Genomic DNA, 14,251 nt, shown 5'->3' with positions numbered 1-14,251 from the left:
ACGTGATATACTGATTAAAACGATGATTTAGAAACGTTAAAGTCGTTCGCTGCACCGGCAGTTTTTGTACTGTACCAAAAGCGAGGTGCTTCTGTACTATTACCATCTCGAACAAAAATATAAATAGAATTTGTTGCATCCGCGAGAACTTGACAGTTTGTCGTTGGTGCGTTATCGTCAGCATCACAATCAGCGTGATTAATCGCTTCCGTTAATGTATGAGGTACTGTAAAGTTAGAAGGAATTTCAATGTAATAACGTAATTCTTTTCTCTCATCGCCATTGGCAAGCGCATTTAATGCGGCACCGACATTACCGTCATTGGTGACTTGTGCTTTTGCCCAAAGCCCTGGTGCTACGACGCTATTAAGTTGTGCCACCAATTCGCCTGCTTTTGCCAAACGTGCTTGCTCTTGAACACCGACCATTCTCGGCAATGCCACTGCCGCCAAGATACCTAAAATAACAATGACGAAGATCAATTCGATCATCGTGAAACCTTTTCTCATGAAAACTCCTTGTTATGGTGTTTGCCAATACACTTATTGACAATTGTTAGGATTATAATGAAAGGAACGTAAAGTCTAACTTAAAGCTCGTCTAACTTTCGTACCAATTGCGCGATTTCATTTTCCAACATAAAAGCGTCGTAGCATTTACCGACATACGCGAACAGTAACTCTTTAGGATCGATGGTGCTTCTATTTTTAAACCGTTCTTTAAAATCTTGTTCAAATTGAACGGCAAAATCGCCTTCCAACTTGATGTCGTAGTCTTTGCCGCCGAGGCTGATCGTAATCTTATTCATTTTTTCAGTACGGCTTCGATTTTGCTCAAAAGGTCGTCGGCATTGACGTCTTTGCTGATCAGGTCGTTTTCCAGCTTGGCGATTTGCACGCTTTTGGCTTCGCTTTGAGCCTTTTCTTTGACGAGTTCTTGGCGTAAAAACTCGTTTTGCGCTTGAAGTTCTTGGTATTTTTCGACAAGTTCGCCGATCTTTTGCGTTAAAACGTTGATGGTTTGCTCTTGCATTTAAGGCTCCATGGTGGACTGTTTGCTATAATTGTAACAAAATTATTCCCAAAGTGTCTATATGAACCCTTTTCACATTCAAAGTCCCTACCGACCCTCCGGCGATCAACCCGAGGCGATCGCTAAACTGAGCGCGTCTATTCAAAAAGGCAATCGTTACCAAACGCTCATCGGCGTGACCGGAAGCGGCAAAACGTACACGATGGCACAGATTATCCAAACGCTTCAAATGCCCACGTTGATTATGACGCACAACAAAACCCTTGCCGCCCAGCTTTACAGTGAATTTAAGGGTTTTTTCCCTCAAAACCACGTGGAGTATTTCATCAGTTATTACGATTATTATCAGCCCGAAGCCTATATTCCGCGAAGCGATCTTTTCATCGAGAAAGACAGTTCGATCAACGAAGAGCTTGAGAGGTTGCGTCTCAGTGCCACCGCTTCGTTGCTTTCGTATCGCGACGTCATTTGCGTCGCTTCGGTCTCCGCCAACTACGGATTGGGCAATCCGCACGAATACAAAAAAATGGTACAGATCATCGAAAAAGGGGTTTCGATCAACCAAAAAACCCTGCTCTTACGTTTGGTCGATATGGGGTATAAACGCAACGACGTCTATTTCGATCGGGGCTGTTTCAGGGTCAACGGCGACATCGTCGATATCTATCCCGCCTACAATGAAGAAGAGGCGATACGGGTTGAATTTTTCGGCGACGAGGTCGAGAGCATCTACTATTTTGACGTTTTGCTCAATCAAAAAAGACAATCCCTCACCAAAGTCGTTATCTACGCCGCCAATCAATTTATCGTCGGACACGAACGCCTTCAACTTGCCATCAAACAGATCGAAACAGAGCTCGAAGAGCGTTTGGCGTTTTTGAAACAAGAGGACAAACTGGTCGAATACCAACGCCTCAAACAACGCGTCGAATTTGATCTTGAAATGCTCCAAAGTACGGGCATGTGCAAAGGCATCGAAAACTATGCGCGCTATCTTACCGGCATCGAAGCAGGCGGTACGCCCTACTCGCTTTTCGATTACTTTGAAGCCATGAACGAAGAGTACCTCGTCATCGTCGACGAATCCCATGTCAGTCTACCGCAATTTCGCGGTATGTTTGCGGGAGATCGCAGTCGCAAAGAGGTCTTGGTAGAGTACGGTTTTAGGCTTCCGAGCGCTTTGGACAACCGTCCGTTGATGTTCGACGAATTTATTCGCAAAGCACCGCGCTATTTGTTCGTGAGTGCCACGCCCAAAGAGTTGGAGTTAGAACTCAGCGGTGAAAATACCGCCGAACAGATTATCCGTCCGACGGGACTTTTAGATCCCGAAGTGGAGATTTTAAGCAGCAAACATCAAGTCGAAACGCTCTACGACGAGATCAAAAAAGTGACATGTAAAGACGAAAAAGTGCTCGTGACCGTTCTGACCAAAAAGATGGCGGAAGAGCTCACGCGCTACTACGCCGATCTTGGCATCAAAATCAAATACATGCACTCGGAAATCGACGCGATCGAACGCAATCAAATCATTCGCGCACTGCGTAACGGCGAATTCGACGTCTTAGTGGGCATTAACCTTTTGCGGGAGGGGTTGGACCTACCCGAAGTCTCTTTGGTCGCTATTTTGGACGCCGATAAAGAGGGGTTTTTACGCTCCGAAACGAGCTTGATCCAAACGATGGGACGTGCCGCGCGCAATATCAACGGTCGGGTTTTGATGTTTGCGGAAAAGATTACCGATTCGATGCAAAAAGCGATTGAAACGACGATGCGAAGACGTGCCATTCAAGAAGCCTTCAACCAAGAACACGGCATTACCCCGCACAGTACGACGCGAAAAATGGATGAAAATCTTAAACTCGAAGAGCAAGCCGAGCTCTACAACGTTTATTCAAAAACGGAAAAAATTCCGCCGTCCCAAAAGAAAAAAATTATCGCTGAATTAACCAAAGCGATGATGGAAGCGGCAAAAATTTTAGAGTTTGAAAAAGCAGCGAAACTGCGCGACCAAATCGAAAAGCTCAAAAAAGCATAACGTTTAAGCACGTTTTCGTTACCTTTTTATAACCTTTTTTCGATAAAATATCCCCACTTTTTATAAAGGATAAGACGTGCCTGATTTAAACGACTCTAGCTTATATCTCAATCGCGAGCTTTCATGGCTCAAATTTAACACCAGAGTCCTTGCCCAATCGATGAAAAAAGAGTTGCCTTTGTTCGAACGACTCAAATTTTTGGCGATTTACGCTACCAACCTCGATGAATTTTACATGATTCGCGTGGCGGGACTTAAACAGCTTTTTAGTGCCGGAGTCATCGAAACGGGAGCCGATCAAAAAACGCCCCTCGATCAGTTACGCGAAATCAGAGCCTACCTCGCAAGCGAAAAAGAGGTGATTCAAAGCAGTTACGAAGAGATCGTCGCCGACTTGGAAAAAGAGAATCTTTACATCAAGAACTACCACGAATTAGGTCCGGTATTAGCGCGTCAGGCCAACGACTATTTCTTTTCCAATATCCTGCCCGTCATCGTGCCCATCGCCGTCAATGCGACCCATCCGTTTCCGCACCTCAACAACCTGAGCTTTTCGTTGGCGGTCAAACTTCAAGACGGAGAGAATGAAGAAGAAGGTAACTACAAATACGGCATGATACGCATTCCCCGTGTTTTGCCTCGTTTTTTCCAAGCGGGCGAAAACACTTACGTTCCGATCGAATCGATCGTTAAAAAGCATGTTGAAGAGATTTTCCCCGGCTATAAATTGGTCGCTTCCGCCGCGTTTCGCGTAACGCGCAACGCCGATATGGTCATCGAAGAAGAGGAAGCCGACGACTTTATGATGATTATGGAACAAGGACTCAAACTCAGACGTAAAGGTGCGTTTGTACGTCTCAATATCGAAGAAGGCGCCGATCCGGATATTTTAGAGTTTTTAAATTCGCACATGCAAATCTTTTTCAAAGATATTTATACCTATAAAATTCCGCTCAATTTAGGAGCATTATGGCAAATCGTCGGCAACAAAGACTTTTCGCATCTTGCGTTACCGCCGTACAATCCCAAAGTCCTACCGCCTTTTGATAGCAACGAATCGGTTTTCAAAGTCATCGATAAAGGCGACGTGTTATTGTTCCACCCGTACGAAAGTTTCGATCCTGTCTTAAAACTTATCCGAGAGGCGTCTAAAGATCCGAAAGTGATCTCCATTCGTATGACGCTCTATCGCGTGGAGAAGAACTCTCAAATCGTTCAAGCCTTGATCGATGCGGCAAACGAAGGAAAACAAGTCACCGCCGTCGTGGAACTCAAAGCGCGTTTTGACGAAGAGAACAACTTGCATTGGGCTAAAGCGTTAGAGCAAGCCGGCGCACATGTCGTGTACGGTATTACGGGTTTTAAAGTCCATGCGAAAATCGCGCAAGTCATTCGCCAAGAAGAAGACGGCAAACTCAAGTTTTACATGCATCTGAGTACCGGAAACTACAACGGGGCTACCGCTAAAGTCTATACCGACACCAGTTTCTTTACATGTAAAGAGGATTTTGCGAAAGACGGCACGACGTTTTTCCATATTCTCTCGGGTTTTTCAAAATACAAAAAGCTTCAAACGCTTTCGATGTCTCCGACGCAAATCAAACCCAAAGTGATTAGCCTCATCCGTAACGAAGCCAAATTCGGCGCGGAAGGGCGTATGGTCGTTAAGATGAACTCTTTGGTCGATCAGGACGTTATTCAAGCCTTGTATGAAGCATCGATGGCGGGCGTTCAGATCGATATTATTGCCCGAGGTATTTGTTGTTTGCGTCCCGGCGTTGCGGGTATCAGCGAAACGATTCGCGTCAAATCGATCGTCGGTAAATATTTGGAGCATGCGCGCATTTTTTATTTTAAAAATGCCGAACCGACCACGACGTTTATTTCGAGTGCGGATTGGATGCCTCGAAACTTAGAGCGACGCTTGGAGCTGATGACGCCGATTTTCGATAAAGCTTTGCAACAAAAACTCTTCGAAATTTTACAATTGCAGCTCAACGACAATGCTTTAAGCTGGAATCTAGGAAGCAACGGAGAATACACGCAAGCCGTCAGCGGCGATGAAAAATCGATCAATAACCATACGATTTTAGAAGATTATATGAACAAAATCTACAAAGCGCAAAAGAAAGACAGTACGCACAGAGCCGAGAAGTTGGTGAAACGTCTTTTTAAAGAGAGCTAAGCGTGCTCATCGCATTTCAAGGAGTAACGCCTCGCATTCACGAAAGCGTTTTCCTTGCCCCGAGCGCGGACATCATCGGCGACGTTTGCATCGGGGAAAATAGCTCCGTATGGTTTGGCTGCGTCATTCGAGGCGACGTCAATCGTATCCGTATCGGGTGCAATACGAACATTCAAGATTTAAGTATGATTCATGTGACGCATTACACGCGAGAAGACCAAGGAGACGGATTTGAAACCCTCATCGGCGATAACGTCACGATCGGCCATCGCGTTATGCTACACGGCTGTACGATTGAGAACAACTGCCTGATCGGTATGAGTGCGACGATTCTCGACGGTGCGATTATCGGCGAATCGTCGATCGTCGGAGCCGGATCGCTCGTCACAAAAAACAAAGTCTTTCCTCCGCGTTCGCTCATTATGGGAAATCCCGCAAAATTCGTGCGTGAATTAAACGAACACGAAATCGACTCGTTACTTCGATCGGCGGAAAATTACGTTCGTTTTAAAGCGTTGTATTCGATTTAAACGACGCGTCTTTCTCTTTTTTGCGTTTTTTCGGATGTTGCGGTTTTGTAAAAGCGATGAGTTCTTCGACGGTCTGAACCGATTCGGGTAGTTTTTCCAACGCTTTAAAAAACACTTCCGCCGTCGCTTTGGCATCGCAAAGTGCGCGATGGTGATGCTCAAAACCGATCCCCAAATACTCCGTCAAAGCACCCAATCCGTATTTCGGTGCTTCGATACATTTGCGGGAAAGCTCTATCGTATCAAGCTTGCGGTTGAGTAAAGGTCCAAATCCGGCTTGTTCGAGCGCGTATGAAATAAAATAGTAATCAAAATTCACGTTATGCGCAACAAAAACCGCATCTTTTAAAAAAAGTCGAAACGACTCAAGCACTTGGCGCAACGGCGGGGCTTTTTGTAGCTCTTCGAGCGTAATGCCCGTTAATTGCTCGATACTTTCAGGCAATACGTCCGCTTTAGCAAGGGAAGAAAATTCGGCAACGACCACGCCGTTTTCGATCATCACCGCCCCGATTTCGATAATTTGGTGCAGACTCGGCTTGCTCCCGTTCGCCTCGATGTCCACGATGCAAAATTTTCCCGCGGCGATGCCGGTATCAACGGTTTCTAAACTAAACGCATAATTAGAATATTTGATCAAAGGAAGTCCCAAAAGCTTTAACATGTTCACGTCTTCGACGTCGATATGTTCCAACTCTTTGAAGGTACGCATTTTGGCAAAAAATTCTTTATGAAAGACCGGCTTTTGCACCATTTTCGTAATGTACGTATCCAAAGGCCTCACGCTTTTGCCTTCTGAAGAAACGCTCGGATTTTGGCATGATCTTTAATGCCTTTGCTTTTTTCGACGCCGCTGCTGACATCCGCGCCGTAAAAGCCTAAGGCTTTCACATGTTCGATATTTTCAGGGGTTAAACCGCCGGCTAAAATAATATTTTTTCTATCAACGTTTTCAAACCACGAAAGATCGATCTGTTTGCCCGCTCCGCCGTAATCGTCCACATAAGCGTCTACCAAGCGAATTGAACCTTCATAGCGCATCACGTCGGAGGGATTTTTTGCACGAACGACGCGCATATACGGTACATGTAAGGCACGTAAGAACGCATCGTCTACATCAAAATGGATCTGTGCCGTATCCATTCGCGCCTGCTGACATGTCAGATTGATCTCTTCAGGCGTAACGTCGACGAAGAGACCGATTTTTTGTACATGTAAAGGCAGCATTTGCGCAATCGCTTGAGCCTCTTCGGGGCAAATATAACGCGGAGATTTCGGATAAAAAACAAAGCCAAGCGCATCGGCTTGCGCATCGATTGCACACCGCGCGTCTTCAAGGTTGGTAATACCGCAAATTTTAACCCACATTCTTAGACTTTTAAAGAATCGATCGCATTTTTATAATGATCGGAACCGAAAACGTAATTGCCCGCAACGACGATGTCGACACCCGCATCGGCTAAAGCCTTGATGTTCGTATCGTTAACGCCGCCGTCCACTTCTATCAACGTTTTGGCATTTCGTTTTAAAATCATCTCTTTTAAGATCAAAGCTTTCTCCAAAACGCTCGGAATAAATTTTTGACCCCCAAATCCGGGATTGACGCTCATTAAAAGCACCATATCCAAATCTTCGAGCAAATACTCGATCAAAGAAGGCGGCGTGTGCGGATTGAGCACGATTGCCGGAGAAATTCCCAAATCCCTAATTTTTTGAATCAAACGATGCGGATGTTTCTCTTCTTCGATATGAAAGGAAAGGTATCGAGGTTTTAAAGGAGCAAACAAGTCGACAAAAAACGGATTGTTTTCCACCATCAAATGAATATCCAAAGGCTTAGTCGCCGCCTTAGCTACGGCATTAACAACGACGGGGCCTATCGTTAAGTTAGGCACGAAATGCCCGTCCATCACATCGACATGCACCAAATCGCATCCTGCCGTACAAATTGCCGTTATCTCATCGTTTAACTTTCCAAAATCAGCAGAAAGGATACTCGGAGCCACTAACATTCTCAAAACCTTTATGAAAAAAATAAAAACACCGAAGGTACGCGGGTATACTCTATCAATATTAAGATTACCCGATCTTCACGTCGCTTTCAAAGTTTCACTTTCAAAAGCGTGCCGTCCGTTCGTCAAAACTTTTAAAGTAAAATTGTACCTAAATTTATAAAAATTTTGCTATAATCTTCGGCTCACTAAATTAAGTAGTTCTTTTGCTTTTTTAGTGTAAAATTCACGACAAAAAATTTCTAAGGATATCGATATGGCAAGAAAATGCGCTATTACGGGTAAAGGCCCTATGGTTGGTAACAACGTAAGCCATGCGAACAACAAAACTAAAAGAAGATTCCTTCCAAACTTAAGAACCGTCCGCGTGACGCTTGAAGACGGAACGACTAAGAAAATTAGAATTGCTGCTTCGACACTTCGTACCATGAAGAAACACGGCTAAAATTTCTCCGTTTACGGGGAAATTTTACCTTTACTTTTTCGTCCCTTTCTTTCACGACACTTTATAAAAATCCAAAAGGATTTACCGATGTTTACACTGCTTCCTGTTCAAAATGGATTGGATAACGTTGAGGGCTTTTTTTGCCAAGGCGTTCATGCGGGTTTTAAACCTAACCAAAAAGAGGACGTCGCGTTTATTCGCACCGACGAACCGTGCGACGTTAGCGGTATTTTTACGAGTAACGTCTTTCAAGCCGCTCCTATCAAACATTTTTTACGTTATCCCAAAGGCTTTCAAACCAACTTTATTTTAATGAATGCCAAAAATGCCAATGCGATGACGGGAGAAAAAGGAATCGAAGATATCGATACCTTGTTTGCAAAACTTCAAACGATTTTTCCGAACTTACACCATCCTATCATGAGTTCGACGGGCGTTATCGGCTATCGTCTCAATGTCGATAAAATGGCGCTCGCATTTGAAAAATTCGACTTTAACGCAAAAGATTCGCATTCGACGGCATCAGCGATTATGACCACCGACTCGTTTAAAAAAGAGCTATGCCTTAAAGTCATTCTAGAAGACGGAAGCTTCTTTCATATCGCCGCTATTTGTAAAGGTGCGGGTATGATTAATCCCGCGATGGCGACGATGCTTTGCTTCATTTTAACCGATGCTGCCATTCCCAAAGCCGATATGGACGCGTTGTTATTGCCTGCCGTACAAGCATCGTTTAATTCTGTGAGCGTGGACGGAGACACATCGACTAACGATACGGTGTTACTTTTAAGTTCTCGCAAAAGCGGCGTTTACGAGAAAGAAGCGTTTAACGAAGCTCTCAAACGTATCACGCAAGAGTTAAGTTTAATGTTGGTTCGAGACGGAGAAGGCTCTACAAAAGTGGTTGCATTTGAAGTTAGCGGTGCTCAAAACGACGAAGAAGCCGAACGTGCGGCGAAAGCACTTAGTAATTCGCTTTTAGTCAAAACCGCACTTTTCGGCGAAGATCCGAATTGGGGGCGTATTGCCTCGACGATCGGAGCAAGCGGCATTACATGTAGCGAGGAAACGTTAGTTATTCACTACGACGACATTTTAATTTATTCGAAAGATCAGCGTTCCCTCGACGAACAAACGGAAAAAAAAGCGGCGGAAGTGATGAAAAAAGCATCGTTTCGTATCCGTTGCGAACTGGGAATCGCAGACGGTTCTTTTACCGCTTACGGGTGCGATTTGGGACACCGTTACGTCGAAATCAATGCGGATTACAGAACGTAGCCCTAAGATTAAGTACTTTTAGGTAAAATAAAACAAATATAAAAGGAGAAGCCATGCTACACGAGTACCGAGATATTATCTCAAAATTAAAATTGGACAACGCCCACTTTGCAAAAATTTTTGAACGACATAACGAGCTCGACCAAAAAATTGCCGATGCCGATGCGGGCAGAGATCATATCAGCGATGCCGAGCTTGATGCACTTAAAAAAGAAAAACTCAAACTTAAAGACGAAGCGTACGCCATGATTCTTGCGTATAAAAAAGAGCACAGCCTTTAATCGATTCGTTTGGGCTTAAAGGCCCAAACGCTCTACATCTACGACTTTTCCTCGACTGTTTTCCTTACAATATTCTACGATTTTTCCATGAAAGCGCGCATAGAGTTCGTGCAAAGATATCTCTTTGGCATACAATCGTCGCAGTGCATCCTTATCGCTTAGTCCTTCGAGCATCCACGATTGAAGTGCTTCGTAGCTTTCAAAATCGTACCCGTAAGCATTAAGAAGTCTTGCCGTATAGGCATCGACGACCAACGCCTCTTGGTAACAGGCATAACATAAAATAGAATCCGCACTCTCTTCTCCGACGCCTTTTTGCGCCAAGAGCCATTCTCGCGTCACGTTTGCTTGAAAGGTTTCAAAGGTGCTAAACGTTTCAAGAATCGCTTTGGCTAAAGCACGAAGGTTTTTAGCTTTGGTGTTGTAAAAGCCGCTCGGTTTGATGCATTCGGCTAGGGTTTCAATCTCGAGTCGAGCCAAAATATCCAAACGATCGACGCCGCACGTTTCTAGATTTTCGATACTTTTTTCAACTTTTTCCCATTTGGTCTGTTGGGTTAAAATCGCACCGACGATGACCCAAAACGTCCCCGATCGCGGCCACCAAAAAGGATCGCGAGCCGATTTCGGGTAGCCCGCATTTTTTAACGCACGTAAGAGTTCAAAACTATCGTTCATCAATCGCCTTTGCAATGTGACGTTCTTGATCGTCGAAAATACGCACTTTAAACGCATCGATGCATTTTCCTTCTTCGATCTTCACAATCACCATTTGAAAAATTTTCTTGCATTTTTTAGGAAGTTCTAATGCACAGGGAAGTCCTGTTAAAAAGCGTTTGAGCGGTGCGGTTTTGTCCATCCCGATAACGCCGTCGCGTGCCCCGCTCAGCCCTACGTCACTCACAAAACACGTTCCTTCGTCGATCTGCAAATCGTCCGTTCCGACATGCGTATGCGTTCCGAAAACGGCACTCGCTTTGCCTTTAAGCAGGTGAAACATCGCATATTTCTCAGAAGTCGCTTCGGCGTGAAAATCGACGATAATCGTTCGAATTCCCTCGTGCAAAAGCGCGTCGACCGTCTCTTGCGCGCACAAAAAGGCATTATTCAGCGTCGGCATACCGTAATGCCCCATAATATTGAGTACGGCGATCGGTTCGGCATTCACATGTACGATTTTCACGCCCGAACCCGCAACGCCTTTGGGATAATTATGCGGTCTTAAAATCGGCAAAGTCTCTAAAAGCGGAATAATCTCTTTTTTATCCCACGTATGGTTTCCGCCCGTGATGAGATTAACGCCGTAAGAGAAAAGCTCGTTTGCGTGCTGTGCGTTAAGCCCGAAACCGTGACTGGCATTTTCCGCATTAGCGATCACGTAATCAAGCGCAAACTCTTGGCGAATCTTTTTCAGATGCGCCTCGATCATCGCACGTCCGGGGCGACCGACGATATCGCCGATGAAACCTATCGTCATGGTGTTTGCTTTAAATACGTCAACACGCAAGCAATAACATCGTCATCGTCGCGGCTTCGCGACTGAAGCGTCGTTTTTTGCTCGGTTTCGTATTTGATCGTAATCATTTGGTGGTAATTGGAAATCAAACTAATGCCTTTTTGCGCCGCTAGTATCTTGATTTCGATTAGCTGTAAAAACTGTCGTGTCGTAACGTCTAACTTACCGAAACGGTCCAACATCTCCTCTTCGATTAAGAAAAGTTCTTGAACGTTTTGGCATCGACTCAACCTTCGGTAGAGTTCCAATCTCACGCGTTCTTCAAAAATATACTGTTCACTGATAAAAGCGTTTATAGAGAGCTTGATATCGACTTCGCGATGGGCGACCGGTGCTTTACCGAGTAAGGCGTTGATGGCGTCCTCGAGCATTTTTAGGTATAACGCGTAGCCGATATGCTTGATGTGTCCGCTTTGCGCTTCGCCGACGAGATTGCCTCCGCCGCGGATTTCAAGATCATGGTATGCCAAAATCGAGCCGCTTCCTAAATACGAATTGGATTCCAAGGCGATTAAGCGTTTTTTAGCGGCTTCGGAAAGTTCTTCTTTGTTTTTGACCAAAAAGTAGCAAAAGCCTTGTCGTTTGCCTCGCCCTACACGTCCGCGCAGCTGATGCAAATCCGCCATACCGAAATGATCGGCCGAATCGATCATAATCGTATTGACGTTGGGAATATGAATTCCAGACTCGATAATTGAGGTCGAAAGCAATACGTCGTACGCTTTTTCTTCGAAACGAAGCATCTCTTTTTCGGTCACGCTCGCGCTAATTTCGGAGTGTAACGTTAAAATGCGCAGATGCGGCATCATACGTTGCAAAGCTTTGCGTTTGTCTTCGATCGTCGCAATGCGGTTGTGAACGAAAAAGACCTGACCGCCGCGTCGCAACTCTCGTAAAATAGCCTCTTTAATCACTTTTTCGTCATACTCTTTAACAAACGTACGCACGTCTTCGCGATCGTTCGGAGGCGTGAGCAGTTGCGAATACTGTTTGATGGAACTGAGTGCCATATTGAGGCTTCTGGGAATCGGCGTCGCGCTCATCGAGAGAATATGCACGTTTTCGCGGAAATTTTTGAGTTTTTCTTTTTGTTTCACGCCGAATTTATGCTCTTCGTCCACGACGATGAGCGCAGGATTGTGCAATTCCACGTCAAAAAGGGCATGCGTTCCGACGCACACATGTAAGCTTCCGTCTTTAAGCCCTTTGAGAATCGTTTGTTTTTGTGCCGGCGTGGTAAAGCGATCGAGTTGCGCGACGCGAATGCCGTATTTTGAAAAACGCGTTGAAAGACTTTTAAAATGTTGCGAACATAAAAGCGTCGTCGGCGCGATTAACAAAGCTTGATACCCTTTTTGAACGGTTGCAAAAATAGCATTCATCGCGACTTCGGTTTTTCCGAATCCCACATCGCCACTTAGGAGCCGATCCATCATTTTACCGCTGTGCAAGTCGTTTAAAATCTCGCTAATCGTACGTTTTTGATCTTCGGTATAGACGAATCCGGCATCGTCTTGAAATGCCGCCAAGGCTTCTGCGGAGCTTTCAATATCCAAAGCCTCGATCATCTCGCGTTTTGCGGCAATCGCAATAATCTCGCTTGCGATCTCCATCAAACGCTCTTGGGTTTTGGCTTTCAGCTTTTGGAAGCTGCCTTTACCCAAACGATCGACGCTGATTAAACCGCCGCTTTCGCCGATGTAACGATCGATAACGTGGAGGTTTTCGACCGGCAACAATAATTTGTCGTCGCCGAGGTATTCGATGAGCACGAAATCTTTCGTCGCCCCTAAAACGCTAATGGGCGTCAAACCTCTAAAAATACCGATACCGTAGTGCTCATGCACCACGTAATCACCGATTTTTAGTTCATCGAGTACGAAATTTGCACGCTTTCGTTTGGCTTTGACGACGGGTTTATTGAGCGAAAAAATAACCTCGTCTTGACTCATAATCGTAACGATGCGTTCGCTCTCGGTAAATTTCGTCTGCAAAGAATCGAGTTCCGCCATCCGCAAGAGAAGCTCGTTTTTGGCAAGAAGCGTGATTTTCTTAGCGCGATGTAGCTCTAAAAACGTTTTAAGATTGCTCGTAGCGATATCAATATCCCTAAAACGCGTTGCCTCGGGAATTTTTGGTAATGCACGTAACGATGCGGCTTCTTCTTCGTTAAACAAAGCAATCTCTTCAAGTTCATCGTCTATATCGCCTGCCAAGCGGATACGAAAACGCGTTAAATAGTTATCGGCATACTCTCCCAGAACCCACAAACCTAGCGAATGCATATCTTTGGTAAAACTATCGCTTTTGAGATGCCCTATACGTTTTTCCATCGTTTCGTAGCGCGTTTGATCGAGTGCAAACAAAGCCGGAATAATCCTCAAGCTTTCAAGCTCTTCTTTATCGCTCTTTTGTGTCTCGCAATCAAAAAAACGAAGGCTTTCGATTTCATCGTCGAAGAGGCAAATACGCACGGCATAGTCTTGATCGGGAGGAAAAAGATCGATAATATCGCCGCGTACGGAAATTTCGCCTTTACCTTGCACCACATCGACAAAACGGTATCCCCAATAAAACATTGTTTCTCGAAATACGTCTAGCTCAAGGCGGGAGCCGAATTCTACATGTAAGGTTTGAAAGATTTCAGGTTTGGGAAGCGGCGTCAAAAGCGTTCGAATCGGTGCAATCAGCAATTTTTTCGACGAAGCGTCTTGATAAAATGCCTGCAAGGTTCGAAGCAAAACGAACATCTCGTCGTGAAACGAGAGTAAGTCATCGCCGCTATTGGCCCGAAGATCGGGAAGTACGTACGCTTTATATCCGACGTAAAGTGCGACTTCGCAGGCTAAAAATGCCTCTTTATCGCCTTTGACGCCGATGAGTTGGGTATCCGGTTTGGATATTAAAAATTCGTAACACGAGGCTTGTAACAAA

General features: G+C 45.0%; 15 protein-coding genes. 6 read left to right on the top strand and 9 right to left on the bottom strand.

All coding sequences use genetic code 11. The features are described from left to right. Nucleotides 1–14: 14 nt before the first annotated feature. From NL930_RS04240 to NL930_RS04230, 3 genes are all read right to left on the bottom strand, one after another. Nucleotides 15–509 (bottom strand): type II secretion system protein, encoded by a 495-nt coding sequence (locus tag NL930_RS04240; protein WP_254375785.1) that lies wholly within the window; start codon nucleotides 507–509, stop codon nucleotides 15–17. A gap of 80 nt (nucleotides 510–589) precedes the next feature. Continuing rightward, nucleotides 590–808, bottom strand: a complete 219-nt coding sequence (locus tag NL930_RS04235) for a hypothetical protein (protein WP_039673093.1) — start codon at nucleotides 806–808, stop codon at nucleotides 590–592. Continuing rightward, on the bottom strand, nucleotides 805–1,032 hold the full coding sequence (locus tag NL930_RS04230) for a hypothetical protein (RefSeq protein ID WP_039673095.1): 228 nt from the start codon (nucleotides 1,030–1,032) through the stop codon (nucleotides 805–807). The genes NL930_RS04235 and NL930_RS04230 overlap by 4 nt, the downstream gene beginning before the upstream one ends. 61 nt (nucleotides 1,033–1,093) lie before the next feature. Between NL930_RS04230 and uvrB the strand changes: the two genes are divergently transcribed. From uvrB to NL930_RS04215, 3 genes are all read left to right on the top strand, one after another. Beyond that, the gene (gene uvrB, locus NL930_RS04225) at nucleotides 1,094–3,070 is read left to right on the top strand and encodes an excinuclease ABC subunit UvrB (RefSeq protein WP_254375784.1); all 1,977 of its coding nucleotides are present in this window, start codon (nucleotides 1,094–1,096) and stop codon (nucleotides 3,068–3,070) included. 76 nt (nucleotides 3,071–3,146) lie between these two features. Beyond that, nucleotides 3,147–5,255: an RNA degradosome polyphosphate kinase gene (locus NL930_RS04220; protein WP_254375783.1), complete on the top strand. Its 2,109-nt coding sequence runs from the start codon at nucleotides 3,147–3,149 to the stop codon at nucleotides 5,253–5,255. A 2-nt stretch (nucleotides 5,256–5,257) separates the two neighbouring features. Then, nucleotides 5,258–5,785 carry a gamma carbonic anhydrase family protein gene (locus tag NL930_RS04215; protein WP_254375782.1) on the top strand — a complete coding sequence of 176 codons (528 nt, stop codon included), beginning with the start codon at nucleotides 5,258–5,260 and terminating at the stop codon, nucleotides 5,783–5,785. On the opposite strand, the gene NL930_RS04210 is transcribed toward NL930_RS04215, so the two are convergent. The 3 genes from NL930_RS04210 to rpe are packed head-to-tail and all read right to left on the bottom strand — an operon-like array spanning nucleotide 5,763 to nucleotide 7,797. Continuing rightward, entirely contained in the window at nucleotides 5,763–6,569 is an 807-nt protein-coding gene (locus NL930_RS04210) for a 3'-5' exonuclease (protein WP_254375781.1), read from the bottom strand. The two genes, NL930_RS04215 and NL930_RS04210, sit on opposite strands and share 23 nt — an antisense overlap. Next, nucleotides 6,566–7,153: a phosphoribosylanthranilate isomerase gene (locus tag NL930_RS04205; RefSeq protein WP_254375780.1), complete on the bottom strand. Its 588-nt coding sequence runs from the start codon at nucleotides 7,151–7,153 to the stop codon at nucleotides 6,566–6,568. Before NL930_RS04205 ends, NL930_RS04210 begins: the two co-directional genes overlap by 4 nt. Nucleotides 7,154–7,155: 2 nt before the next feature. Beyond that, nucleotides 7,156–7,797 (bottom strand): ribulose-phosphate 3-epimerase, encoded by a 642-nt coding sequence (rpe, locus tag NL930_RS04200; RefSeq protein WP_254375779.1) that lies wholly within the window; start codon nucleotides 7,795–7,797, stop codon nucleotides 7,156–7,158. A 256-nt stretch (nucleotides 7,798–8,053) separates the two neighbouring features. Between rpe and rpmB the strand changes: the two genes are divergently transcribed. The 3 genes from rpmB to NL930_RS04185 all read left to right on the top strand — a co-directional run bounded on the left by rpmB (nucleotide 8,054) and on the right by NL930_RS04185 (nucleotide 9,801). Beyond that, complete coding sequence (gene rpmB, locus NL930_RS04195; RefSeq protein ID WP_039673109.1) at nucleotides 8,054–8,242, top strand: 50S ribosomal protein L28; 189 nt, start codon at nucleotides 8,054–8,056, stop codon at nucleotides 8,240–8,242. Nucleotides 8,243–8,329: 87 nt separating this feature from the next. Next, on the top strand, nucleotides 8,330–9,520 hold the full coding sequence (gene argJ, locus NL930_RS04190) for a bifunctional glutamate N-acetyltransferase/amino-acid acetyltransferase ArgJ (RefSeq protein ID WP_254375778.1): 1,191 nt from the start codon (nucleotides 8,330–8,332) through the stop codon (nucleotides 9,518–9,520). 53 nt (nucleotides 9,521–9,573) lie between these two features. After that, nucleotides 9,574–9,801, top strand: coding sequence for a YdcH family protein (locus NL930_RS04185; protein WP_039673112.1), 228 nt, complete (start codon nucleotides 9,574–9,576; stop codon nucleotides 9,799–9,801). Between the two features lie 15 nt (nucleotides 9,802–9,816). Here NL930_RS04185 and NL930_RS04180 read toward each other — a convergent pair whose 3' ends face one another. The 3 genes from NL930_RS04180 to mfd are packed head-to-tail and all read right to left on the bottom strand — an operon-like array spanning nucleotide 9,817 to nucleotide 14,250. Then, complete coding sequence (locus NL930_RS04180; RefSeq protein ID WP_254375777.1) at nucleotides 9,817–10,479, bottom strand: 3-methyladenine DNA glycosylase; 663 nt, start codon at nucleotides 10,477–10,479, stop codon at nucleotides 9,817–9,819. Beyond that, nucleotides 10,469–11,278: a TIGR00282 family metallophosphoesterase gene (locus tag NL930_RS04175; RefSeq protein ID WP_254375776.1), complete on the bottom strand. Its 810-nt coding sequence runs from the start codon at nucleotides 11,276–11,278 to the stop codon at nucleotides 10,469–10,471. The genes NL930_RS04180 and NL930_RS04175 overlap by 11 nt, the downstream gene beginning before the upstream one ends. Beyond that, a complete protein-coding gene (mfd, locus tag NL930_RS04170) occupies nucleotides 11,275–14,250 on the bottom strand; it encodes a transcription-repair coupling factor (RefSeq protein WP_254375775.1) in 2,976 nt (991 codons plus the stop codon). The genes NL930_RS04175 and mfd overlap by 4 nt, the downstream gene beginning before the upstream one ends. Between the last annotated feature and the right edge of the window lies 1 nt (nucleotide 14,251).

This window comes from Sulfurospirillum sp. hDNRA2, assembly GCF_024206095.2.
Classification (GTDB): domain Bacteria; phylum Campylobacterota; class Campylobacteria; order Campylobacterales; family Sulfurospirillaceae; genus Sulfurospirillum.
This window is presented reverse-complemented; position numbering and strand designations above follow the sequence as displayed.